Origin of the sequence: Nonomuraea pusilla (assembly GCF_900109355.1) — a bacterium.
Taxonomy (GTDB): Bacteria; Actinomycetota; Actinomycetes; order Streptosporangiales; family Streptosporangiaceae; genus Nonomuraea; species Nonomuraea pusilla.
The window spans coordinates 156,717-178,804 of the sequence record NZ_FOBF01000011.1; the positions used below are offsets into that span (position 1 = coordinate 156,717).

The window sequence follows — 22,088 nt, forward strand, 5'->3', positions numbered from 1 at the left end:
TGACGTGGGCAGGCATGGGCCGTTGGACCCGCCCCGCGGGGACCTCCGGCCCTGCACCCCGCACCGCCCCCCGAGGTCCGCTGGAGGTGAGAGGAGACCGCCCGCGAAAGGACGCGCCGGCGGTGAGCACGAGGAGGCCCGTCATGATCGTTGTCGGTGTGGATGGCTCGGTGGCGGCGCGTGCCGCCGTCGAGTGGGCGGCCAACGACGCCTTCAGGGCGCACGAGCCGCTGCGGATCGTCCACGCGGTGGACAGGACGCCGTACCAGGTGCGCAGGTTCCCCGAGGAGGACCTGCCGGACGCGCTGAAGCGCCAGGGGCGCAGGATCCTCGACGAGGCGCTGGCCCTGGCGCACGAGCGCCAGCCCGGGGTCGAGGCGACCACCCACGACATCGAGGGCTCGCCCGCCGCGGTGCTGCGCGACCAGGCGCAGGACGCCAGCGAGATCGTCGTCGGCAGCCGCGGGCTCGGCGGCTTCCGCGGAGCGCTCCTCGGCTCCGTCAGCATGCACGTCGCCGGGCACGTCACCTGCCCCGTGGTCGTGGTGCGGGCCGAACACCGGCCGGTACGCGGCCAGGTCGCCGTCGGCCTCGACGACTCGCCCCAGTCGGAGCCCGCCCTCGACTACGCCTTCCGCCAGGCCTGGGTGCGCGGCGCCACGCTGCGCGCCGTCCACGCCTGGCAGCTCCCCGTGCACGCGTTCGCGCCCCAGATCCCGTACGACATGGACGACGTCCGCGCGGCCCAGCACCGGGCCGTCGTCGACCGGCTGGAGGCGTACAAGCAGCGCTACCCCGAGGTCAAGATCGTCGAGGACGTGCAGTCGGCCCACCCGGTGGACGCGCTCACCGAGGCGTCGGAGGAGGCGGACCTGCTCGTCGTCGGCTCCCACGGGCGCGGCGGCCTGACGTCGATGCTGCTCGGCTCCGTCAGCCGCGGCGCGCTGCACCACGCCGAGTGCGCCGTGGCTGTCGTGCGCGGGACCTAAGTCTCCCCCGGCGGGGACCTTCGCCGCTGCCCGGCCCCGCCGGGCGGCGGCAGCCTGAGGAGTGGAAGGAGAGGTGGACACCATGGCAATCGAAGTCAAGGACGTGATGGGCCGCGTGGCCATAGCCGTCCTGGAGGACGCTCCGTTCGCCGACATCGTGGCCGCGATGAAGCGGTTCGCGGTGGGAGCGGTGACGGTGATCGACGCGGACCGGCGCCCCGTCGGGGTCGTCTCGGAGGACGACCTGCTGCTGAAGGAGACCGACGCGGTCAAGCACAGCGTCTCCATCTTCGAGTCGCGCAGGCAGCGGCAGGAGCACCAGAAGGCGTCCGGCGTCACGGCGGGCCAGCTCATGACGACGCCCCCCGTCACCGTCACCCCGGGCACGCCCGTGCGCGAGGCGGCCCGCATCATGCACGACAAGCACATCAAGCAGCTCCCCGTGATCGACCCCGTCACCGGCCGCATCATCGGCACGCTCCACCAGCAGGACGTCCTGCGGGTCTTCGCCCGCCCGATGGAGCAGCTGGAGGCCGACATCCGCGCCGCGATCGACGACCTCGACGACTACGCCGTGGAGATCGAGAAGGGCGTCGTGCGGATCTCCGGCAAGGTGCAGTGGAAGTCCCAGGCCATCGCCCTGGTCGAGCGCATCCGGGCCGTCGAGGGCGTCGTGGACGTGCTCTCCGAGCTGACGTACGAGCACGACGACCTCGTCATCGTCCCGCCTCTCCTCTGACCGCCGGGGCGGTCAGGCGCCGCCCCGGACCGGGACGTCCACGTCGTCGTCGAGGCGCCAGGCGAGACCGTCGCGCACCGCGACGACCCCGTCGACGCCTTCGGCGAGCCGCACGGCCGCGCGGGCCTGTGCGCGCCGCTCCACGGTGCCCGACAGGGTGACGAGCCCGTCGCGCACCGCCACGTCCACGCCGTCGGGCACGCTCTCCAGCACCAGCCGCCTGATGTCCGCGTCGGGACGCAGGAACACCTTGATCAGGTCGCGGCGGCTGACGATGCCGGCGAGCCTGCCCGAGGCGTCCACGACGGGCAGCCGCTTGACGCCGTGGCGGTCCATCAGCCGGGCGGCCAGCACCACAGGGGCGTCGGGCGTGGTGACGTGGGCGGGGGACGTCATCAGCTCGCCCGCGGTCTCGCCGTGCGCCTTGTGGTAGCCGCTGCCCTCGCTGCCGAGGTTGTGGCGCATGCGGGTGCGCAGCGACGGCCGGTACCCGTCGCCGGGCGAGCACTCCTTGTACTCCTCCTTGGCCAGCAGGTCGCACTCGGAGACCACGCCGACGACGCGGCCGTCGCCGTCGACCACCGGCAGGCCGCTGACGCCGTGCCCGAGCAGCTCCTCGGCGACGGCGTGGAAGGAGGTCTTCTCGTGGACGGAGACCACGTCGGCGGTCATCACGTCCCTGACGGTCATGCGCATGCGGTCACCTCGGGGACACCTCAGGAGCGCGTCAGGAATCTGACCCGGACGATCCCGGGCACGGTGCGGGCGAGCAGACCGGCGATCCTCGCGGTCTTGTCCGCGTCGTCGAAGCCCGCGTTGTCGAAGCCCGCGTTCTCGGGGCGCGCGGGTTCGTCGCCCGCGTGGTCGAAGGCCCCGGTGAGCTCGGCCACGCCGTCGCGCACGGCGACCTCCCAGACGGGCCCGCCGGGGTACTGCTCCCGCAGCGCCTCGACGACCTCGCCGCGCAGCTCCTCGTCAGGACGGGCCAGCATCGCCATGAGGTCGCGGCGGCTCACCACCCCCACGACGGCGCCCCCGCCGTCCACCACGGGCAGGCTCTTGATCCGCCGGCCCACCATGAGGTCGATGGCGACGGTGACGTCGGTCGTGCCGGTGACGGTCGCGACGCCGGCCGTCATGACCTCCTCGACGCGGTGCGGCGGAGGCGCCCCGCCGCCGGACGGCGGGATCGCCGTCGCGCGGGGGTCTGGCTCGAACTCGTCGCGCAGCAGGTCCATCTCGCTGACGACGCCCACGAGGCGGCCGGAGTCGTCCAGGACGGGGGCGGCGGTGATGTCGTGCCCGTGGAGGACACGGATCGCCCGCCGCACCGTGTCGGTGCGGCGGACGGTCACCGCCGGGCTGGTCATGACCTCGCGTACGAGCATGGCGGCCCGGCCTCCCACCTGGATCCGGCGGTCGCGCGCGGCACGGCTCAGCCCTTCTCGGGCTTGCCGATGGCGATGCGGGTCGCGCCCTGCTTCTCCTCGGCCAGCTTGACGCTGACCTCCAGGATGCCCTTGTCGTAGGTGGCCTTGACGTCGCTCTCGTCGGCCGTGGACGGCAGCGCCACCGAGCGGGTGAACGAGCCGTACCTGAACTCGGTGCGGTGGGCGTGCTTCTCCTCGGTACGGCGCTCGGCGTGGATGGTGAGGACGCCGTTGGCCAGGGTGATCTCGACGTCCTTGTCGGGGTCGAGGCCGGGCAGCTCGGCGCGCAGCACGTAGCGGCCCTCCTTGACGTACTCCTCCAGCCGCATGGGGGCCTCGGGTCGCGTCCCGGCGAACGGGGCTTCCAGCAGGTCGAAGATCTCCGGGAAGAACCCGCGCTCACGGCGTGCGATCGAACTCATGCTTGCCTCCTTTGTTCGCCTTCATCACACCTCGTGCTGGTCGAGGGGTTGTAGGGGCGGAAGTCCCGAATGCCGTGCCGTTGGTCAGGCCGCCGGAGACGCGGGTCAGCGCAGGCGGCGCAGCAGCGGCGACGGCTGCGGGCCGCAGGGCGCGAGCCTGACCCGCGCGTCCACGACGGGCGCGCCGGCGGCGCCGACGATCACGGGGTTGAGGTCGAGCTCGGCCACCTCGGGCAGGTCCTCCAGCAGGCGGCCGACGCGGGCCACCTGGAGTGCCAGCGCGTCCGCGTCCACGGGCGGCGAGCCGCGGTAGCCGTGCAGCAGGGGCGCGCAGCGCAGCTCGTCGACCATGGCGGCGGGGTCGGCGACGGGCGGCACCCGGAACACGCGGTCGGCCAGCAGGTCGGCGGCCACGCCGCCCATGCCGACCATCAGCAGGGGGCCGAACACCGGGTAGTTGACGCCGCCCACGATGATCTCGACGCCGCCCGGCAGCATGCGCTGGACGACCCCGCCGGTCATCTGCCCCCCGAGGCGCGCCGCCATGTCCTCGTACGCGCGGCGCACGTCGCCGGGCGTGGCCAGGCCGAGCATGACGCCGCCCACGTCGCTCTTGTGCACCGGCCCCACGGCCTTGAGCACGGCGGGCAGGCCGGTACGACCGGCGGCGGCCGCGGCGGCGTCGGGGCCGTCCACCTCGACCGTCTCGGCGAGGTCCACGCCGTAGCAGCGCAGCAGCCGGGCGGCCGTCGCGGGCGGCAGCCAGCGGCCGTCGGGACGGGCGGCCAGCTCGGCGGCGACGAGGGCTCGCGCGGCGGCGACGTCGGCCGGGGGCACGTCCGGGGGCACGTCCGGGGGCACGTCCGGTGGCACGGACGGTGGCGCGGACGGTGGCGCGGACGGTGGCGCGGACGGTGGCGCGGACGGTGGCACGGGCGGCTCCAGCAGGCCGGCCCGGTGCCTCGCGTACGCGACGGCCGTGGCCAGCGCCGCCACCGCCTGCTCGGGGAAGGCGTAGCTGGGGACGAGCCCGTCGATCAGCCCGTCGTGGCCGACGACGCAGGCCAGGACGGGTTTCGCGGAGCCGCGCGCCGCCGCGGCGAAGGCCCGCCGCGTCTCCTCCAGCCCCGACCCGAACGGCGGCGTGTAGACCGCGAGGACGGCGTCCACGGCGTCGCAGGCGGCCAGCGCCGCCACGGCGGCCCGCAGCTCCTCGGCTCCGGCGTCGGCCGTCAGGTCCACCGGGTTGCCGAGCGCGGCGTTGGCGCCGCCGCGCAGCAGCCCGGCGGGCAGCTCTGGCACGATCAGGCCGTGCTGCTCGCACGCGTCGGCGGCCATGGCCTCCGGCCCGCCCGAGTTGCCGACGACGGCGACGCGCGGCCCGGCGGGCAGCGGCTGGTGGGCCAGCAGCCGGGCGGCGTCGATGAGCTCGTGGACGCTGTCGAGCCTGATCACCCCGGCGGCGCGGGCCAGCGCGTCCACGGCGACGTCGGGCGAGGCGGCGGCGGCCGTGTGCGAGCGCACCGCGCGGTCCCCGGCGCCGGTCCTGCCGCTCTTGACCATGAGGATCGGCTTGCGGGCGCTGACCCTGCGGGCGATGCGGGCGAACTTGCGCGGGTTGCCGAACGACTCCAGGTACAGCGCGATGACCCCGGTGTCGTCATCGTCCTCCCAGTATTCGAGCAGGTCGTTGCCGCTGACGTCGGCCTTGTTGCCGACGGAGGCGAAGGAGGAGACGTCGAGGCGCTCCAGCAGCGCCGCCCCCACCGCGCCCGACTGCGACATGAGCGCGACCCGGCCGCGCGAGGGCGACAGCGGCAGGAAGCTGGCGTTGAGCCTGGCCCCGGTGTTGACGACGCCCAGGCAGTTGGGGCCGACCAGGCGCATGCCCGCCTCGCGGCACACGCGCAGCAGCTCCTGCTCGGCGTCGCGCCGGCCCGCCTCGGCGAAGCCCGAGGTGAGCACGGCGAGACCGCCCACCGCGGCCTCCGCGCAGTCGCGGGCCACCTGGAGCACCAGGTCGGCGGGGACGGCGACGACCGCGAGGTCCACCCGGGCGGGCACCGTGGTCACGCGCGGGTAGCAGGCCAGCCCCTCGACCTCGGCGGCGTTGGGGTTGACCGGGTAGACGGGGCCGGGGAATCCGCCGTCCAGCAGGTTGCGCAGCACCCGGTGGCCGAGGCCGCGCGGGTCGCGCCCGGCGCCGACGACCGCGACCGAGCGCGGCGCGATCACGGGACGCAGCGAGGCCCGCTCGGCCTCGTGGTCGCGGGCCTCCACGCCCGCCCGCAGCCGGGCCGTGGGCGTGACCTTGATGACGAGGTGCACGGTCCCGCTGTCGTAGCGGTGGACGACGTCCAGCCCGAGGTCGCGCAGCACGCGGATCATCGGCTGGTTCTCCGCCAGCACGTCGGCGGTCAGCTCGGACAGCCCCTGCGCGGCGGCGTCCACGGCGACGTGCTCCAGCAGCAGCGTGCCGAGGCCGTGGCCGTGCACGGCGTCGTCCAGGAGGATCGCCAGGTCGGCGCGGCGGCCCCCGCCGTCCGGGATGTACTCGACGACGGCGACCAGCTTCCCCTGCACGGTGGCGACGAGCGCGCGGCCCGGGTAGCCGGGGCCGGTGAGCCGGTCCATGTACGCGTGGGCGGTGCTCCTGCCGCCGGTGAAGAAGCGCAGGTACGCCGAGCGGTCGGAGGAGCGGTCGACCAGCTCGTGCAGGGCCGCGCGGTCGTCCGGCGACAGGGGCCGCACGTGCGCGATGCCCCCGTCGCGCAGCAGCACGTCGTATCCGTCAGGCATGCCGCTCCAGTTCCGTCGCGGGACGGCGCGGGCTGCGGCCCACGGGGGCGCCGTAGCCCAGCCTGATGATCATCTGGGGGTGGCCGCGGCGGTGGTGCGGGTCGCGGCGGGCCCGCATGTCGCGCAGGTCCAGCGGCTGGTTGAGGAACGACGCCGACAGGCCGCGCAGGGTGGCGAGCAGCAGCACCCGCTGGAGCGCCTGCCCGGCGCGCAGCCAGTCGAGGGGGCGGTCGCCGGGCGTGGTGAGCACCGCGAGCTGCGGGCGCTCCTCGAAGCGGGCGGCGTAGGCGTGGCGGCCGAAGTCGCGCACCGGCGCCGGGTCGCGCAGCGGCCGCGGCCCCTGGACGTGGTCCGGCATGCCGTCGAACCGGGCGCCCGGCATCGTCCAGGCGCGCAGCTCCGCCTGGTAGTCGTGGTCGTGGGCCAGCTCCTCCTCGGCGATGGCGGCGTAGTCGAGCGTCTCGGCCACCCCGCGCCGGTCGAGCCGCACCAGCGTCGCGCCCTCCCTGGAGGCGGCGGTCCGCAGCTCGTCCCAGACGGCGGCGGGCACCCGGTCCCCGGTGAACGGCAGGCGGTTGGTCCGCCGCACCGGGAGCAGCTCGTACAGCTCGCGCTGCTCGGCGGTGGCGGGACGGCGGTCGCCGGCGCGGACGGCGGCGAGCAGCTCGGGCTCCTCCTCCGGGTCGGGCAGCAGCCACACGACGGGCCGCCGCCCCGACGTGCTGACGGCCAGCCGCAGGTTGAACAGTGCCGCCCCGCAGCTCACGTGGAGCGAGCGCCCGCGCGGGTCACTCACCCGCAGCCGCCGGTCGGGGTCGGCGAGCAGCTCGACGAACTCGCGGTGGACCACCTCGAAGCGCCACGGCTGGGTGTTGAGCACCGAAGGCGCCTGCCCGGCGGCGGTCAGCAGCCGCCTGACGCCGAGGTCGGCGGCGAGTGTAGTTGACATGACACACCTCCCACCCGCGACGCTCGCGCAGCCCCCCGGCCGCCCGGCAGGGCCCTACGGCCCGCGCGCCCGTGCCAAAGGTCCTGCCCGCCGGGGCCGCCGCACCCCTCCGCAGGGCTCGGACGTGCGGAAAGAACCTCCCAAGTAAGGACCAAGGTCCTCGCCCGCCGGGACGGCCGACCCTACGGACAAGGTAACGAGCTGCCCCAAAGTTGCTGCCATGGACGTCTTGGACCTCTCCCGCTGGCAGTTCGGCATCACGACCGTCTACCACTTCCTGTTCGTGCCCCTCACGATCGGGCTGTCCGTGGTGGTGGCCGGGCTGCAGACCGCCTGGTACCGCACGAAGAAGCCGGAGTACCTGCGGCTGACCAAGTTCTGGGGCCGGCTTTTCCTCATCAACTTCGCGATGGGCGTCGTGACCGGCATCGTGCAGGAGTTTCAGTTCGGGATGAACTGGAGTGACTACTCCCGCTTCGTGGGTGACGTGTTCGGCGCCCCGCTGGCGATGGAAGGGCTGGTGGCGTTCTTCCTGGAGTCCACCTTCCTCGGCCTGTGGATCTTCGGCTGGGACAAGCTGTCACCCCGGCTCCACCTGGCCACCATCTGGCTCGCCGCCATCGGCACCAGCCTCTCGGCCTATTTCATCCTCGCCGCCAACTCGTGGATGCAGCACCCCGTCGGCTACCGCGTCGTCAACGGCAGGGCCGAGCTGACCGACATCTGGGCGGTGCTCACCAACTCCACCACCCTCGTCACCTTCCCGCACGTCCTGTTCGGCGCGTTCCTCACCGCCGGGGCGTTCGTGCTCGGCATCAGCGCCTGGTTCCTCCTGCGGGGGCGCGACGTCGCCGTCTTCCGCACCTCCGCCAGGCTCGCGCTCGTCGTCGGCCTCGTCGCCGGGATCGGCGCGTCCTTCTCGGGCCACTGGCAGGCGCAGATCATGACCGAGCAGCAGCCGATGAAGATGGCCGCCGCCGAGGCCCTGTGGGAGGACGAGACGTCCGCCGGCTTCTCCCTGTTCGCGATCGGCGACGTGGAGAACGGCCGCAACCACGTCAACGTGCAGATCCCGTACGGCCTGAGCTTCCTGGCCACCAACACCTTCGACGGCAAGGTCCAGGGCATCAACGACATCCAGGCCCGCTACGAGGCCGCCTACGGCCCCGGCGACTACCGGCCGGTCGTCGGCCTGGCGTACTGGTCGTTCCGCCTGATGATCGGCTTCGGCGGGCTGTCGGCGCTGCTGGCCCTCGCGGGGCTCTGGCTGACCAGGCGCGGCAGGCTCCCGTCCGGCCGCTGGTGCTACCGGATCGCCATCGCCGGCATCGCGCTGCCGTTCGTCGCCAACTCCCTCGGCTGGATCTTCACCGAGATGGGCCGCCAGCCCTGGACCGTCTTCGGTCTCATGAGCACCGCCTCCGCCGTCTCCCCCGGGGTGGACGTCACCGAGGTCGCGATCACGCTCGTCGGCTTCACCCTCGTCTACGCGGTGCTCGCGTTCATCGAGGTGCGGCTGCTGCTGAAGTACATCAAGCTCGGCGCGGAGGAGCGGAGCGAGCCCGAGAGCCCCGTCCCCGCCCTCTCCTACTAAGGACGTCCGGCCATGGAACTCACCACGATCTGGTTCTTGCTCATCGCGGTCCTGTGGACCGGGTACTTCGTCCTCGAAGGCTTCGACTTCGGCGTCGGCATCCTGCTGCCGTTCCTGGGCCGCACCCCGGGCGAGCGCGCCACCGTCGTCAAGACCATCGGGCCCGTCTGGGACGGCAACGAGGTGTGGCTGCTCGTCGCGGGCGGCGCCACCTTCGCCGCGTTCCCCGAGTGGTACGCCACCCTGTTCAGCGGCTTCTACCTGCCGCTCTTCCTCATCCTGCTGGCCCTGATCGTGCGCGGCGTGGCCCTGGAGTACCGCAACAAGAGCGACAGCCCGAAGGGCTGGGACCGCGCCTTCTTCTGGGGCTCGCTCGGCCCCGCGCTGCTGTGGGGCGTCGCCTTCGCCAACATCGTCCGCGGCGTCCCCCTGGACGCCGCCCACGAGTACACCGGGAACCTGTTCACGCTGCTGAACCCGTTCGCGCTGCTCGGCGGCGTGGCCACGCTGCTGCTGTTCACCCTGCACGGCGCGGTCTTCCTCGCCCTGCGCACCACCGGTGAGCTGCGCGAGCGCGCCACCAGGGCGGCCAGGACGCTCGCGCCGCTCACCGTGCTCGTGGTGCTCGGCTTCCTCGTCGCCGCCCGCTCCGGGACGGTCTCCTGGGCCGCGGTGGCCGTGGCCGCCGCCGGCATGGCCGTCGCCCTGGTCGCCACCCTGCGGGGCCGCGACGGCTGGGCGTTCACCGGCAGCGCCCTCGGCATCGCCGCGTTCGTCGCCACCCTGTTCACCAGCATGTGGCCGAACGTCATGCCGGCGCTCGACCCGGCCAACAGCCTCACCGTCACCAACGCCGCCTCCGGCCCGTACACGTTGACCGTGATGACGTGGGTAGCTGCCATCTGCACGCCGGTGGTCCTCGGCTACCAGGCGTGGACCTACTGGGTCTTCCGCAAGAGGCTGACAGGAGCGAACTGAGATGACTCCCATCGTGCTCGGCTACGACGGCTCGGACTTCTCGGTGCAGGCGCTCGACTGGGCGCTGGACGAGGCCGAGCTGAGGAGGCTGCCGCTGGTCGTCGCCCACGCCTGGCAGTGGCCGTACGGCGACGCCGCGGACGAGGACAAGGCGCACCTGCGCAAGGCCGCCGAGCACGTGCTGTGGCACGGGGCCGAGTGCGCCCGCTCCACCGGGGCGGGCGTGCAGGTCACCACCGACCTGTACGAGGGCCCTGCCGCGCGCCGCCTGGTCGAGCTGTCGGCCGACGCGGCCCTGGTGGTGGTCGGCTCGCGCGGCCTGAGCGAGCTGCCGAGGCGCGTGCTCGGCTCCGTCGCCGGGTACGTGGCGGCGAACGCCCGCTGCCCCGTCATCGTGGTGCGCGGCCCCGGCCCGCTGCCCGCGCCCGTCAACCCCGGGCCCGTCGTGATCGCCGACGACGAGCCGGACGACGCCGTGCTCGGTTTCGCCTTCGGCGAGGCCGCCATGCGGCAGCTCACGGTGGCCGCCGCCGACCCCGGCAGGATCCCGGCCAGGCCCGGCGTGGAGGTCAGGGCCGCGCGGGAGGGCGAGACGGCCACACTCCTCGTCGTGGGCCGCGCCGGCCGGCCGGTGGACGACACGCTCGTCCAGCACGCCCCCTGCCCCGTGGCCGTCGTGGGCGGCTGACCGGGCCGCCGGGTGTTCCTGGGGCCGATGTCCCTACGCGGCAGGGACCTTCGGCCCTCACCGGCGGTCCACCGGCGTGATGCTCTGGAATCACCGGCAGCGGGAGGTGGAGTCATGAGCATCCTTACGGAGCGGCAGGCCGTCGAGGCCGCGCTGGACGCGGCCCGCTGGGCCCCGTCCGTGCACAACACGCAGCCCTGGTCGTTCGCCGTGAAGGGCGACGAGATCGCGCTGCGCGCCGACGTGGACAGGCAGTTGCGCGTCGAGGACGTGCCAGGCAGGGAGCTGCTCATCAGCTGCGGCGCCGCGCTCTACACGATGCGGACCGCGCTGCGGTGCGCGGGGTTCGAGCCGGTCGTCCGCGTGCTGCCCGACCCCGACCGCCCCTCCCTGGTCGCGACCGTGCGGCCGGGCGCGCCCGCCGAGCCGGACGAGCTCACCCTGCTCATGGGCGGCGAGATCGAGCGCCGGCGCACCCACCGCGCCGCGTTCACCGACCTGACCGTCCCGGAACGGCTCCTCGACGCCCTCGCGCTCGGCGCGATGGGCGAGGGCGCCAGGCTGGCCGTGGTCGGCGAGCCCACGGCGGTCGAGGTGATCGCCGCGCTCACCCGGGCGGCGCAGGGCGTGCAGGCCCAGGACAGGCGCTTCACGCTGGAGGTCATCCGGTGGGCCAGGCCGCCGGCCGCCAGCCGCTCCGACGGCGTGCCCGCGGGCGCCTACCCGCGCACCGCCCCCCGCACCGACCCGTTCTTCCCGCAGCGCGACTACGCCTGGCGGCACGACTGGGGGACGGAACCCGACAGGAGCGCCACCTCCGCAGGGGTCGTGGCCGTCCTCACCACCGCCCGCGACGGCAGGGAGGACTGGATCACCGCCGGTCAGGCGCTGCAGCGGGTGCTGCTGCACGCCTCCGCCCACGACGTCAGCGCCGCCTTCCACACCCAGGCCCTGGAGATGCACCACCTGCGCGAGTTCCTGCGGCACGAGCTGCTGTCCGGCGAGTTCCCGCAGATGATCATGCGGTTGGGCATCACGTTCGAGGAGAAGGAGAGCGTCCGCAGGCCGCTGTCGGACCTGCTCGGCTGACCCCGCTCCGCCCTCCCGGCCCGAGCGGCGGCACTCCACCCCCGATACCCCTGGTGGGAGTTTCGCCGTTTGGATGGAAAACTGGGAGTATGTCGGAGGACGAGGGGCGCGCCTTGATGCCCCACATGAGGCTGGACGAGCTGCTCGCCGAGCTGCAGGTGCGGCTGAACGCGGTGCTCGCCACGCGTGACCGTGTGCACGCCCTGCTGGAAGCCGTCGTTTCCGTGGGCAGCGACCTGGACCTCGAGACGGTCCTGCGGCGCATCGTCGAGACCGCCACCAGGCTGGTCGACGCCAGCTACGGCGCCCTCGGCGTCGTCGGCCAGGACGAGACCCTCATCCAGTTCATCCCCGTCGGGCTGAGCGAGGAGGAGATCGCCAGGATCGAGCACTGGCCGCACGGCCTCGGCCTGCTCGGCCTGCTCATCAAGGACGCCAGGCCGCTGCGCCTCGGCCGCATCTCCGACCACCCGGAGTCGTACGGCTTCCCGCCCGGCCACCCGCCCATGGGCACCTTCCTCGGCGTCCCCATCCGGGTGCGCGACGAGATTTTCGGCAACCTTTACCTGACCGAGAAGCGCGGCGGCGGCGAGTTCGACGAGGAGGACGAGTCCATCGTCATCGCGCTGGCCACCGCGGCCGGCGTCGCCGTCGAGAACGCCAGGCTCTACGAGGAGACCCGCAGGCGCGAGACCTGGCTCAAGGCGTCCTCCGAGGTGACCACGAGCCTGCTGTCGGGCGCCGACCCGCAGGCCGTGCTCGTCACCGTCGCCACCCGCGCCAGGGAGATGACCGGCGCCGACCTGGTCAAGATCCTGCTGCCCGACCCCGCCAAGCAGCGCCTCACGGTGCACTACGCCGACGGCGAGCGCGCCGGCGAGGTCCGCGACCTCACCTTCGACCTGGAGGAGACCACCGCCGGACGGGTGTTCACCAGCGGTGAGCCGCTGGCGGGAGGCGAGCTGCTCGACTCCTCGTCGGGGCTGGAGGAGCTCGGCTTCGGCCCGGAGCTGCTCATGCCGCTCGGCGCGGGCCAGGCCGTACGCGGCGTGCTCGGCCTCACCAAGCGCACCGGACGCCTGCCGTTCAGCACGGCCGACGTGCGCATGCTGGAGGCGTTCGCCGGGCAGGCCGCCATCGCGCTCGAACTGGCCGAGGCCCGCAAGGACGCCGAACGGCTCGGCCTGCTGGAGGACCGCGACCGCATCGCCAAGGACCTCCACGACATCGTCATCCAGCGGCTGTTCGCCACCGCCATGACCCTCATGAGCACCGTCAAGCTGGTGGACCACCCCGAGGCGTCGGGACGGCTCCGCCACGCCATCGACGAGCTGGACGAGACCATCAGGCAGATCCGCTCCACCATCTTCGCCCTGCAGGGCCCCGTCGAGGGCGCCGGGCCCACGCTGCGCACGCAGATCGTGGACCTCGTCGAGTCCGCGCGCGGCCACCTGGGCTTCATGCCGGGGCTGAAGATGGAGGGCCAGATCGACAACCGCATCCCGGCGGACGTCGCCGATCAGCTGCTCGCCGTCGTGCGCGAGGCGCTGTCGAACATCGTCCGCCACGCCAAGGCCAGGAAGGCCGAGGTGGCGGTGGAGGTGGCCGGCGGGCGGCTGTCGCTCACGGTGCAGGACGACGGCGTCGGCCTGCCGTCCACGGGCAGGCGCAACAGCGGCCTGCGCAACATGGAGCAGCGCGCGCTGAACCTGGGCGGCTCCTTCGAGATCACCTCTCCTGACGGAGGAGGGACCTGTCTGCACTGGAGCGTCCCTCTCTGACCAGGTGGCGATCTCGGGCCGGCCGGCCCGGGATCATGCGCCCGGACACCTGCTCGGTCTGCACCACCACGTAGTGGTCGCGGCTGCCCGGCGCCCACGGCCGCAGCGGCAGCCCGGACAGCCGGGCCACCTCGTCGGGGTCCTGCACGGCCCGCGCGTGCCCCACCGCCGTCACCGACCAGCCGGTACGGGTCTCGCGGTCGAACTCGTCCGCCTCGAAGGCCACGACGGCCTGGCGGGTGGCGGCCGCCAGCTTCGAGCCGGCGGCGGTGCGGATGACGATGCTGTCGCCGTCGAGGCAGAAGTTGACCGGCTGCACCGCCGGCAGGGCGCGATCCGTGAACACGATCCGCCCGATCGCGGCTGAGGACAGCAGGCGCAGGCACTCCTCGCGGGTGAGCACCTTCAGTCCGGACGAGTCGAGTGGCATGCCCCTACTCTGCCGGGCGGCGTCACCCGCGCCTTAGGGCCGAAGGTCCCGTCATTGCTGCCGATCAGCCCGCAGCCGGGCGGCGAGCGCGGCGGCCTGGGTGCGCCGCTGCATGTTCAGCTTCGACAGCAGGTTGGAGACGTAGTTCTTGACCGTCTTCTCGGCCAGGAACAGCCGCTCGCCGATCTGCCGGTTGGTCAGGCCCTCGCCGATGAGCTCCAGGATGTGCCGCTCCTGGTCGGACAGCGCCGCGAGAGGGTCCTTCCTGGCGGCCTGGTCGCGCAGGCGCTGCAGCATGGCGGCGGTGGTCTGCGGGTCGAGCAGTGACTGCCCCGAGGCCACCGTGCGCACCGCGCCCACCAGGTCGGAGCCGTGGATCTGCTTGAGCACGTACCCGGACGCGCCCGCCATGACGGCGTCGAACAGGGCGTCGTCGTCGGCGAAGCTCGTGAGCATCAGGCAGGCCAGGCCGGGCAGCCGGGAGCGGACCTCCCTGCAGACGTCGACGCCGTTGCCGTCGGGCAGGCGGACGTCGAGGACGGCGACGTCGGGCTTGAGCGCGGGGATGCGGGCGACGGCGGACTCGGCCGTGCCGGCCTCGCCGACGACCTCGATGTCGTCTTCTGAGTCGAGCAGGGCGGCCACCCCGCGCCGCACCACCTCGTGGTCGTCAACGAGGAAAACGCGAATCATACGCTGACGTTAACATCCCGGCGGGCAGGGCGGGCCACGCCCCTCGCCGCCCGCCGCAGGGCCGAAAGTCCCTGCGGGGGCCGTCCAAGGGCTCTGCGCGCCCGCGCCGCGCCTCTGGGAGGCTGGAACCCCGCGGCGGCGAGCCGCGCCCCGGCGCGGGGTAGGAGCCGGAACGGACAGGGCCGCGGCACCGGGCCCGCCACGAGGGGAGCAATCATGATCATCGTAGGGGTGGACGGCTCGCGGGCCGGGCTCGACGCCGTCGCCTGGGCCGCCAGGGAGGCCGCGCTGCGCGGCGTGCCGCTCACGGTGGCGTACGCGATGCCGAGGTGGGCCATCGAGACGCGCAGCGGCAGGTACGCCGACGTCGCCGCCTGGATGCGCGACGGCTGCGACACCGTCCTCGCCGCGGGCCGGGAGCGGGCCCGGCGCGAGCAGCCCGAGCTGGAGGTCGTGACGGCGGCGCTGCCCGGCGACGCCCGCGACGCGCTGACCAGGGCCGCCGAGGACGCGCAGCTGCTCGTCGTCGGCAGCCACGGGGTGGGCGGGGTGCGCGGCATGCTCATCGGGTCCGTCGCCTACGGGGTCACCGCGCACGCCACCTGCGACGTGGTCGTCGTCCGCGCGCTGCCCTCCCTGCCGCGCGGCGAGATCGTCGTCGGGGTGGACGGCTCGCCCCGCTCCCGCGCGGTGCTGGAGTTCGCCTTCGCCGAGGCGGAGCTGCGCGGCGCCGAGCTGCGGGCCGTCCACGCCTGGGCCTGGCCGCGGCCGGAGGGCTTCGACCCGGCCGACCCCGAGAGCGAGCGCGACGAGCAGCTCGTGCTCAAGGAGACGCTCGCCGGGTTCGGGGACCTGCACCCCGACGTGACCGTGATCGAGGAGCTCGTGCACGGCCACCCCGTGGAGGTGCTCCGCCAGGCCGCCGCGGGCGCCGACCTGCTGATCGTGGGGACGCGCGGCTACGGGACGTTCGCCGGGATGGTGCTCGGGTCGGTCAGCCAGGCCATGCTGCACGAGTCCCCCTGCCCGCTGGTGGTGGTCCGGGGCGACCGCCCGGCTCTGTAGCGGGCTCAGGTGCCGCGTGGGGCGTCGCGGCCGCCGAGGGCGTCGCGGGTCCAGGTGCCGAGCACGAGCAGCGTCTTGGTGCCCGTGACGTCGCCCGCGCGGCGCAGCCGGTCGATCACCTGCTGGAGGTGGCCGAGGTCGCGCACCCGTACGTGGATCAGCGCGTCGGGGTCGCCGGCGATCGTGAAGACCTCCTCCACCTCGGGCACGTCGGCGGCGGTGCGGACGATCTCGCTGACCGGCGTCGTGCCCGGGTAGCGCAGCTCGGTGAACGCCTCGATGGCCCAGCCGAGCTTGGCGTAGTCGATCTGGACGGTGAACCCGGTGATGACGCCGAGGTCGCGCAGCCGGTCGACGCGCCGTTTGACGGCCGCCACGGACAGCCCGATCTCGCCCGCCATCTCCGAGAACGTCCTGCGGCCGTCCTCGCGCAGCAGGCGCAACACCTGATGGTCGATGTCGTCTATGTCGGGCATGCCGAAACTCCTCACTGCGACGCAAAGAACATAAGACACCACGCCCCACTGCTCAAAGTCTTTGCGTCTTTGTCGCGGCTTGTCCTGCGATACTTGCGCGAACAGCGGCGTCGTTGCTGTGCTTGGGATCCCCCAACGTACGTAAGCCAGGAGGTTCGCGGTGAGCGTGACTCCCGCAGCGGTGTCATCGGACGTGTCGCTCGACGACAAGTACGCGGCCGACGACGGCACAGTGCTGATCTCGGGCATCCAGGCCCTGGTCCGCCTGACGCTCGAACAGCGGCGCCTGGACGGGGAGCGCGGGCTGAACACGCGGGTCTTCGTCTCCGGCTACCAGGGCTCCCCGCTGGGCGGGGTGGACCTCGAGATGGGCCGGGCCAGGCGCTTCCTGGACCCGGCGGGCGTGGTGTTCAAGCCCGGACTGAACGAGGAACTGGCCGCCACCGCCGTCGCGGGCACCCAGCTCCTCGCCCAGGCGCCCGGCCGCCGCCACGACGGCGTGACCGGCTTCTGGTACGGCAAGAACCCCGGCCTCGACCGGGCCGCCGACGCCATCAGGCACGGCAACGTCTCCGGCACCTCCGCCCGCGGCGGCGCCGTGGCCTGGATCGGCGACGACCCCGGCAGCAAGTCCTCCACCGTGCCCAGCTCGTGCGAGCCCATGTGCCAGAGCCTCGCCATGCCGCTGCTCGCCCCGGGATCGGTCGCCGAGATCATCGAGTTCGGGCTGCACGCCGTCGCGCTGTCGCGCGCCAGCGGCCTGTGGACCGGCCTGAAGATCGTCGCCGACATCGCCGACGCCTCCGCCACCGTGGACCTCGCCCCGCTGCGCGCCGGCATCCCCGCCCCCGACCACCCCGACCGGCCCGTCACCCCCGCGCTGGTCGGCCCCGCCTCGCTCGACGCCGAGCACGACATGCTCACCCGCAGGCTCGACCTCGCCCTCGCGTACGCCTCCGCCCACGGCCTGAACCGCGTCATGGCCGGAGGGGAGCGGGCCACCCTCGGCGTCCTCGCCTCAGGCACCTCGTACGCCGTCGTGCTGCGCGCCCTGGCCGACCTCGGCGTGGACGAGTCCATGCTCGGCGACCTCGGGCTGCGCCTCATCAGGGTCGGCATGCCGTTCCCGCTCGCGGACGCCGAGCTGGCCGCGATGACGTCCGGCCTGCACAAGGTGCTCGTCGTCGAGGACAAGACGCCCTTCCTCGAAGGCCGGCTCAAGCAGGCCCTGTACGGCGGCGAGCACACCCCCGCCGTCGTCGGCCGCTTCGACGAGCACCGGCGCGAGCTGCTCACCGCCCGCGGCACCCTCGGCGCCGAGGACGTCGCCAAGGCCCTCGCGGCCTGCCTCGGCCCGGAGCGGCTCCCGCACGCCGCCGTCCGGCTGAGCGCCCCCGCCAAGCCCGCCGGCGCGGGACGGCGCCTCCTGCCGATGGTCGCCGCCCGCACGCCGTACTTCTGCTCGGGCTGCCCCCACAACACCTCCACCCGCGCCGACGAGGGCACCCTGGTCGGCGTCGGCATCGGCTGCCACGCCATGATCGCCCTGGACGGCCACGGCCGCGGCAACCAGATCGGTCTCACCCAGATGGGCGGCGAAGGCGCCCAGTGGATCGGCCTGGCGCCGTTCACCGACGACCGGCACTTCGTCCAGAACCTCGGCGACGGCACCTTCCACCACTCGGGCTCGCTCGCCGTCCGCGCCGCCGTCGCCGCCGGCGTCACCATGACGTACAAGCTGCTCTACAACGACGCCGTCGCCATGACGGGCGGGCAGCGCGCCGAAGGCCGGCTCGACGTGCCCGCGCTCACCCGCTCGCTGGAGCTGGAGGGCGTCCGCAGGATCATCGTCACCACGCCGGAGCCCGAACGCTACCGGGGCGTCCGGCTCGCGTCCGTCGCGAGCGTCCGCCACCGCGACGAGCTGGCCGCCGCCGAGAAGGAGCTCGCCGCCGTCGAAGGCGTGACCGTGCTCCTCCACGACGACCGCTGCGCCGCCGAGGAGCGGCGGCTGCGCAAGCGCGGCAAGCTCCCGTCCGTCGCCGAGAAGGTCGTGGTGAACGAGCGCGTCTGCGAGGGCTGCGGCGACTGCGGCGACGTCTCCACCTGCCTGTCCGTGCAGCCCGTCGAGACCGAGTACGGCCGCAAGACCCGCATCCACCAGGCGTCCTGCAACTCCGACCTGAGCTGCCTCAAGGGCGACTGCCCGTCGTTCCTGCTGGTCGAGCCCGGAACGCGGGCCGCCAGGCCGCTGCCGCCGCTGCCCGTCGAGCTGGCCGAGCCCGCCCGCAGGGTCACCGGGCAGGAGACGCTCGTCAGGATGCCCGGCATCGGCGGCACCGGCGTCGTCACCGTCTCCCAGATCCTGCAGATGGCCGCCCACCTCGACGGCCTGTACGCCGCCGGGCTCGAACAGACCGGCCTGGCGCAGAAGGGCGGCCCCGTCGTCAGCGACCTGCGCCTGTCCACCCGCCCCGTCAGCGGGTCGGTGAAGGCGACGCGCGGCACCGCCGACGTCCTCATCGGGTTCGACCTGCTCGGGGCCGCCGCCGACGCCAACCTCGCCGTCGCCGCGCCCGGCAGGACCGTCGCCGTCGTCAGCACCGGCCTGGTGCCCACCGCCGCCATGGTCACCGGCCGCGTCGCCGCGCCCGGCTCGCCCACCGACGCGCTCGTACGGATCGAGTCGGTCACCCGCGCCTCCGACAACCTCTACCTCGACGCCCACGCGCTCTCCGAGGCGCTGTTCCAGGACCACATGCCGGCCAACATGCTGCTCGTCGGCGCCGCCTACCAGCACGGCTGCCTGCCCGTCTCCGCCGGGGCGATCGAGCGGGCCATCCGGCTCAACGGCGCCGCCGTCGAGCAGAACCTCGCCGCCTTCCGCTGGGGCCGCGCCGCCGTGCTCGACCGCAAGGCCGTGCTGGAGGCCGCCGACCCCGGGCGGGCCGAACCGGAGCCGGACACGCTCGACCAGGTCGTCGCCACCCGCGTCGCCGACCTCACCGGCTACCAGAACGCCGCCTACGCCGGCACGTACGAGCGGGAGGTGCGCCGCGTCGCCGCCGAGGCCGTCGAGCGCGCCGGCGAGGAGGCGGGCGCCGCCGTCGCCCTCGCCTACGCCCGCGGCCTGCACAAGCTGATGGCGTACAAGGACGAGTACGAGGTCGCGAGGCTCCACCTCGACCCCGGAGAGCGGGCCAGGCGCGACCAGGAGTTCGGCCCCGACGCCACCGTCTCCGTGCTGCTCCACCCGCCGGTGCTGCGGGCCATGGGCATGAAGCGCAAGATCCGGCTGCGCCGCTCGGCCGGGCCGCTGTTCCACACCCTGCGCGCCGCCCGCGTCCTGCGCGGCACCGCCCTCGACGTCTTCGGGTACGCGAAGGTGCGCAGGGTCGAGCGCGAGCTCGTCACCGAGTACCGTGACCTGATGCGGGATGCCTTGTCCAAGCTCACCCCGGACACCGCCGCCACCGTCGCCGAACTGGCCGCGCTGCCCGACCTCGTCCGCGGGTACGAGGACATCAAGCTCGCCCGCGTCACCGAGTTCCGCGACCGCGCCGCCGCCGCCCGCGCCCGGCTCGCCCGACGCTCCGAGGAGACCCCGTGACCGTTGACCGCCTGCTGCCCGACCAGGACGCTCGCGACCTCATCGAGCTGACCCGCGAGATCGCCGACAAGGAGCTCGCCCGCCGCGTGGACGAGCACGAACGCGCCGAGACCTACCCCGAGGGCCTGTTCGCCACGCTGGGCGCCGCCGGGCTGCTCGGCCTGCCCTACCCCGAGGAGTACGGCGGAGGCGGCCAGCCGTACGAGGTGTACCTGCAGGTGATCGAGGAACTGGCCGCCCGGTGGGCCGCCGTCGCCGTCGCCACCAGCGTGCACACCCTGGCCTGCCACCCGGTGCACGCCTTCGGCACCGACGCGCAGCGCGAGCGCTGGCTGCCCGACATGCTCGCCGGACGCCTCGTCGGCGGCTACAGCCTGTCCGAGCCGCAGGCAGGCTCCGACGCCGCCGCCCTCACCTGCAGAGCCGACAGGACCGGCGACGGCTACCGCATCACCGGCAACAAGGCGTGGATCACCCACGGCGGCAAGGCCGACTTCTACGCCCTGTTCGCCCGCACCGGCGAGGGCAGCCGCGGCATCTCCTGCTTCCTCGCGCCCGGCCACGCCGACGGGCTCACCTTCGGCCGTCCCGAGGAGAAGATGGGGCTGCACGCCGTCCCCACCACCAGCGCCCACTGGGACGGCGTCGTCATCGACGCCGACCGCCTGCTCGGCGAAGAGGGGCAGGGCCTGCAGATCGCCTTCAGCGCCCTCGACTCCGGCCGGCTCGGCATCGCCGCCTGCGCCACCGGCCTCGCCCAGGCCGCGCTGGACGAGGCCGTCGCCTACGCCAAGGAACGCACCACGTTCGGCCGCAGGATCATCGACCACCAGGGGCTCGGCTTCCTGCTGGCCGACATGGCGGCCGGCGTCGACACGGCCAGGGCCGCCTACCTCGACGCCGCCCGCCGCCGCGACGCGGGCATGCCGTACGGCAGGCAGGCCAGCGTCGCCAAGCTGGTCGCGACCGACACCGCCATGAAGGTCACGACGGACGCCGTCCAGGTGCTCGGCGGCTACGGCTACACGAGGGAGTTCCGGGTCGAGCGCTACATGCGCGAGGCGAAGATCATGCAGATCTTCGAGGGCACCAACCAGATCCAGCGCATGGTCATCAGCCGCCACCTCGCCAAGTAGCCCATTGACCTGGCAGAACTCCGTCCAGACGAAGACCATCGGGCGACACTGGGCGTTGCCCGATGATCTCCAGTTCTGTCTCAGTTCTGCCCGGTGAGCAGCCGGGGGCGAGGCATGCGCCGGTCGAGGTTGTCGGCGAGCGCGACCGGCGAGGCGGGCAGCCCAGCGTCCTCGTCCTGCTCTTCATCACCCCCGCGCGCGGCACCTGGAACGATGGGCCCGGGGGAGTGGACGAGCCGATCCCCGCGCTCACCACGCGGGAGGCCAACGCGCTCGTCGTGCCCTGCGAGGGCCGCGACGGCAAGAGGGCCCGCCCGTCCGGCCTGCCCAAGCGGACCAGCACAACCAGGCCGGAGGACGGCATCACGATCGACCCTGATGCGCCGACCAGGGCGTTCCCCGCGTTCCTGTCGCTCAGGCGGTCCGGTCGGCCGCGGAACACGAACCCGGTCAAGCTCCTACGTCGGCGACGAGCCGTACATGCGGTGGCTGGAGGAACGCGCGCCGTTCGCCGACCGACGCCTGTTCGCGACCGCGCCCGACGTCGTCGGCAACGCGTTCGCCACCGTCAACCGGTCGTACCCGTTCCTGGGACGCATCCGGGACATGGGGTGTCCGGCCGCGCTGGTCGCCCAGGACTACCTGGAGTTCTGCATCTGGTGGAGCTGGGACGACCTCGACTGCCTGTTCATCGGCGGCTCGACGGGCTGGAAGCTGAGCCCCGCGGCCGCCGTGCTCACCCGCGTGGCCGCCTCGACCGGCAAGTGGGTGCACGTCGGAAGGGTCAACTCCTTCAAGCGCTACCGTTACGCCGCGGTGGTGATGGACGCCGACTCGGCAGACGGGACGCTCCTCGCGCACGGCCCGGACAAGCATCTGCCGTCCGTCCTGTTCTGGGCGCAGCGCCTGTCGCTCGATACGTCGTCCCTGCTCGGCGCCGATGACCTGGTCTACGACCCGTACGACGGCCGCTACGAGCTCACGCCGAGGCCTCCCGCTGCGGCCCCGCCGCTTGCCCCCGCTCCCGCCCTCGAACTCGAACAACTCGCCCTGATCTGAAAGGACCCCTGATGGTTACGTGCTTCCACTGCCGCGAACCGCTCGACCAGCGCAGGCGAGCCCTGCTGCAGGACGTCACCACCACCCGTGCTGTCAACGAGATCGTAGCCACCGACGGCCCGGGCTGCGGCCTCCACCGCCTGGCCCCACCCGCGAGCTGT

Annotated in this window: 19 protein-coding genes; 11 read left to right on the forward strand and 8 right to left on the reverse strand. The window is 73.5% G+C overall.

The features are described 5' to 3' along the window. Positions 1–143 precede the first annotated feature (143 nt). A complete protein-coding gene (locus BMX74_RS23390; protein ID WP_091102790.1) occupies positions 144–989 on the forward strand; it encodes a universal stress protein in 846 nt (281 codons plus the stop codon). Between the two features lie 82 nt (positions 990–1,071). Next, on the forward strand, positions 1,072–1,728 hold the full coding sequence (locus BMX74_RS23395; RefSeq protein ID WP_055503774.1) for a CBS domain-containing protein: 657 nt from the start codon (positions 1,072–1,074) through the stop codon (positions 1,726–1,728). 12 nt (positions 1,729–1,740) lie between these two features. Here BMX74_RS23395 and BMX74_RS23400 read toward each other — a convergent pair whose 3' ends face one another. From BMX74_RS23400 to BMX74_RS23420, 5 genes are all read right to left on the reverse strand, one after another. Beyond that, a complete protein-coding gene (locus BMX74_RS23400) occupies positions 1,741–2,424 on the reverse strand; it encodes a CBS domain-containing protein (RefSeq protein WP_055501361.1) in 684 nt (227 codons plus the stop codon). A 20-nt stretch (positions 2,425–2,444) separates the two neighbouring features. Continuing rightward, positions 2,445–3,116: a CBS domain-containing protein gene (locus BMX74_RS23405; protein WP_091102792.1), complete on the reverse strand. Its 672-nt coding sequence runs from the start codon at positions 3,114–3,116 to the stop codon at positions 2,445–2,447. 47 nt (positions 3,117–3,163) lie between these two features. Continuing rightward, complete coding sequence (locus tag BMX74_RS23410) at positions 3,164–3,580, reverse strand: Hsp20/alpha crystallin family protein (protein ID WP_055501363.1); 417 nt, start codon at positions 3,578–3,580, stop codon at positions 3,164–3,166. 105 nt (positions 3,581–3,685) lie between these two features. Further along, a complete protein-coding gene (locus tag BMX74_RS23415; protein WP_091102793.1) occupies positions 3,686–6,379 on the reverse strand; it encodes a bifunctional acetate--CoA ligase family protein/GNAT family N-acetyltransferase in 2,694 nt (897 codons plus the stop codon). Further along, complete coding sequence (locus BMX74_RS23420; protein ID WP_055501365.1) at positions 6,372–7,328, reverse strand: Acg family FMN-binding oxidoreductase; 957 nt, start codon at positions 7,326–7,328, stop codon at positions 6,372–6,374. The genes BMX74_RS23415 and BMX74_RS23420 overlap by 8 nt, the downstream gene beginning before the upstream one ends. Before the next feature lie 220 nt (positions 7,329–7,548). On the opposite strand from BMX74_RS23420, the gene BMX74_RS23425 reads away from it, so the two are divergent. The 5 genes from BMX74_RS23425 to BMX74_RS23445 all read left to right on the forward strand — a co-directional run bounded on the left by BMX74_RS23425 (position 7,549) and on the right by BMX74_RS23445 (position 13,458). Beyond that, positions 7,549–8,922 (forward strand): cytochrome ubiquinol oxidase subunit I, encoded by a 1,374-nt coding sequence (locus BMX74_RS23425; protein WP_055501366.1) that lies wholly within the window; start codon positions 7,549–7,551, stop codon positions 8,920–8,922. 12 nt (positions 8,923–8,934) lie between these two features. After that, positions 8,935–9,900, forward strand: coding sequence for a cytochrome d ubiquinol oxidase subunit II (cydB, locus tag BMX74_RS23430; protein WP_055501367.1), 966 nt, complete (start codon positions 8,935–8,937; stop codon positions 9,898–9,900). Position 9,901: 1 nt separating this feature from the next. Continuing rightward, on the forward strand, positions 9,902–10,588 hold the full coding sequence (locus BMX74_RS23435) for a universal stress protein (protein WP_055501368.1): 687 nt from the start codon (positions 9,902–9,904) through the stop codon (positions 10,586–10,588). A 114-nt stretch (positions 10,589–10,702) separates the two neighbouring features. Next, positions 10,703–11,677, forward strand: coding sequence for an Acg family FMN-binding oxidoreductase (locus BMX74_RS23440; RefSeq protein WP_055501369.1), 975 nt, complete (start codon positions 10,703–10,705; stop codon positions 11,675–11,677). A gap of 125 nt (positions 11,678–11,802) precedes the next feature. Further along, positions 11,803–13,458, forward strand: a complete 1,656-nt coding sequence (locus tag BMX74_RS23445) for a sensor histidine kinase (protein ID WP_420538138.1) — start codon at positions 11,803–11,805, stop codon at positions 13,456–13,458. Here BMX74_RS23445 and BMX74_RS23450 read toward each other — a convergent pair. Next, complete coding sequence (locus BMX74_RS23450) at positions 13,406–13,888, reverse strand: pyridoxamine 5'-phosphate oxidase family protein (protein WP_091102796.1); 483 nt, start codon at positions 13,886–13,888, stop codon at positions 13,406–13,408. The genes BMX74_RS23445 and BMX74_RS23450 overlap by 53 nt on opposite strands. 51 nt (positions 13,889–13,939) lie before the next feature. Further along, a complete protein-coding gene (locus tag BMX74_RS23455; protein WP_055501371.1) occupies positions 13,940–14,581 on the reverse strand; it encodes a response regulator transcription factor in 642 nt (213 codons plus the stop codon). A 216-nt stretch (positions 14,582–14,797) separates the two neighbouring features. On the opposite strand from BMX74_RS23455, the gene BMX74_RS23460 reads away from it, so the two are divergent. After that, on the forward strand, positions 14,798–15,646 hold the full coding sequence (locus BMX74_RS23460) for a universal stress protein (RefSeq protein ID WP_055501372.1): 849 nt from the start codon (positions 14,798–14,800) through the stop codon (positions 15,644–15,646). 5 nt (positions 15,647–15,651) lie between these two features. Here the strand turns inward: BMX74_RS23460 and BMX74_RS23465 are convergent, their stop codons facing one another. Then, a complete protein-coding gene (locus BMX74_RS23465; protein WP_055501373.1) occupies positions 15,652–16,122 on the reverse strand; it encodes an Lrp/AsnC family transcriptional regulator in 471 nt (156 codons plus the stop codon). 160 nt (positions 16,123–16,282) lie between these two features. Between BMX74_RS23465 and BMX74_RS23470 the strand changes: the two genes are divergently transcribed. The 3 genes from BMX74_RS23470 (at position 16,283) to BMX74_RS23480 (ending at position 21,927) form a co-directional block, all read left to right on the forward strand. Further along, complete coding sequence (locus BMX74_RS23470; RefSeq protein ID WP_091102799.1) at positions 16,283–19,732, forward strand: indolepyruvate ferredoxin oxidoreductase family protein; 3,450 nt, start codon at positions 16,283–16,285, stop codon at positions 19,730–19,732. After that, positions 19,729–20,868 (forward strand): acyl-CoA dehydrogenase family protein, encoded by a 1,140-nt coding sequence (locus BMX74_RS23475; RefSeq protein ID WP_055501374.1) that lies wholly within the window; start codon positions 19,729–19,731, stop codon positions 20,866–20,868. Before BMX74_RS23470 ends, BMX74_RS23475 begins: the two co-directional genes overlap by 4 nt. Positions 20,869–21,348: 480 nt before the next feature. Next, positions 21,349–21,927 carry a hypothetical protein gene (locus BMX74_RS23480; protein WP_091102801.1) on the forward strand — a complete coding sequence of 193 codons (579 nt, stop codon included), beginning with the start codon at positions 21,349–21,351 and terminating at the stop codon, positions 21,925–21,927. The last annotated feature ends 161 nt before the right edge of the window (positions 21,928–22,088 follow it).

Coding starts and splice junctions, on each gene's coding strand:
- BMX74_RS23405 (WP_091102792.1), bottom strand. CDS start 3,116: ATGCTCGTACGCGAGGTCATGACCAGCCCGGCGGTGACCGTCCGCCGC.
- BMX74_RS23395 (WP_055503774.1), top strand. CDS start 1,072: ATGGCAATCGAAGTCAAGGACGTGATGGGCCGCGTGGCCATAGCCGTC.
- BMX74_RS23415 (WP_091102793.1), bottom strand. CDS start 6,379: ATGCCTGACGGATACGACGTGCTGCTGCGCGACGGGGGCATCGCGCAC.
- BMX74_RS23480 (WP_091102801.1), top strand. CDS start 21,349: ATGCGGTGGCTGGAGGAACGCGCGCCGTTCGCCGACCGACGCCTGTTC.
- BMX74_RS23440 (WP_055501369.1), top strand. CDS start 10,703: ATGAGCATCCTTACGGAGCGGCAGGCCGTCGAGGCCGCGCTGGACGCG.
- BMX74_RS23420 (WP_055501365.1), bottom strand. CDS start 7,328: ATGTCAACTACACTCGCCGCCGACCTCGGCGTCAGGCGGCTGCTGACC.
- BMX74_RS23460 (WP_055501372.1), top strand. CDS start 14,798: ATGATCATCGTAGGGGTGGACGGCTCGCGGGCCGGGCTCGACGCCGTC.
- cydB (WP_055501367.1), top strand. CDS start 8,935: ATGGAACTCACCACGATCTGGTTCTTGCTCATCGCGGTCCTGTGGACC.
- BMX74_RS23465 (WP_055501373.1), bottom strand. CDS start 16,122: ATGCCCGACATAGACGACATCGACCATCAGGTGTTGCGCCTGCTGCGC.
- BMX74_RS23400 (WP_055501361.1), bottom strand. CDS start 2,424: ATGCGCATGACCGTCAGGGACGTGATGACCGCCGACGTGGTCTCCGTC.
- BMX74_RS23450 (WP_091102796.1), bottom strand. CDS start 13,888: ATGCCACTCGACTCGTCCGGACTGAAGGTGCTCACCCGCGAGGAGTGC.
- BMX74_RS23445 (WP_420538138.1), top strand. CDS start 11,803: ATGAGGCTGGACGAGCTGCTCGCCGAGCTGCAGGTGCGGCTGAACGCG.
- BMX74_RS23455 (WP_055501371.1), bottom strand. CDS start 14,581: ATGATTCGCGTTTTCCTCGTTGACGACCACGAGGTGGTGCGGCGCGGG.
- BMX74_RS23425 (WP_055501366.1), top strand. CDS start 7,549: ATGGACGTCTTGGACCTCTCCCGCTGGCAGTTCGGCATCACGACCGTC.
- BMX74_RS23390 (WP_091102790.1), top strand. CDS start 144: ATGATCGTTGTCGGTGTGGATGGCTCGGTGGCGGCGCGTGCCGCCGTC.
- BMX74_RS23435 (WP_055501368.1), top strand. CDS start 9,902: ATGACTCCCATCGTGCTCGGCTACGACGGCTCGGACTTCTCGGTGCAG.
- BMX74_RS23410 (WP_055501363.1), bottom strand. CDS start 3,580: ATGAGTTCGATCGCACGCCGTGAGCGCGGGTTCTTCCCGGAGATCTTC.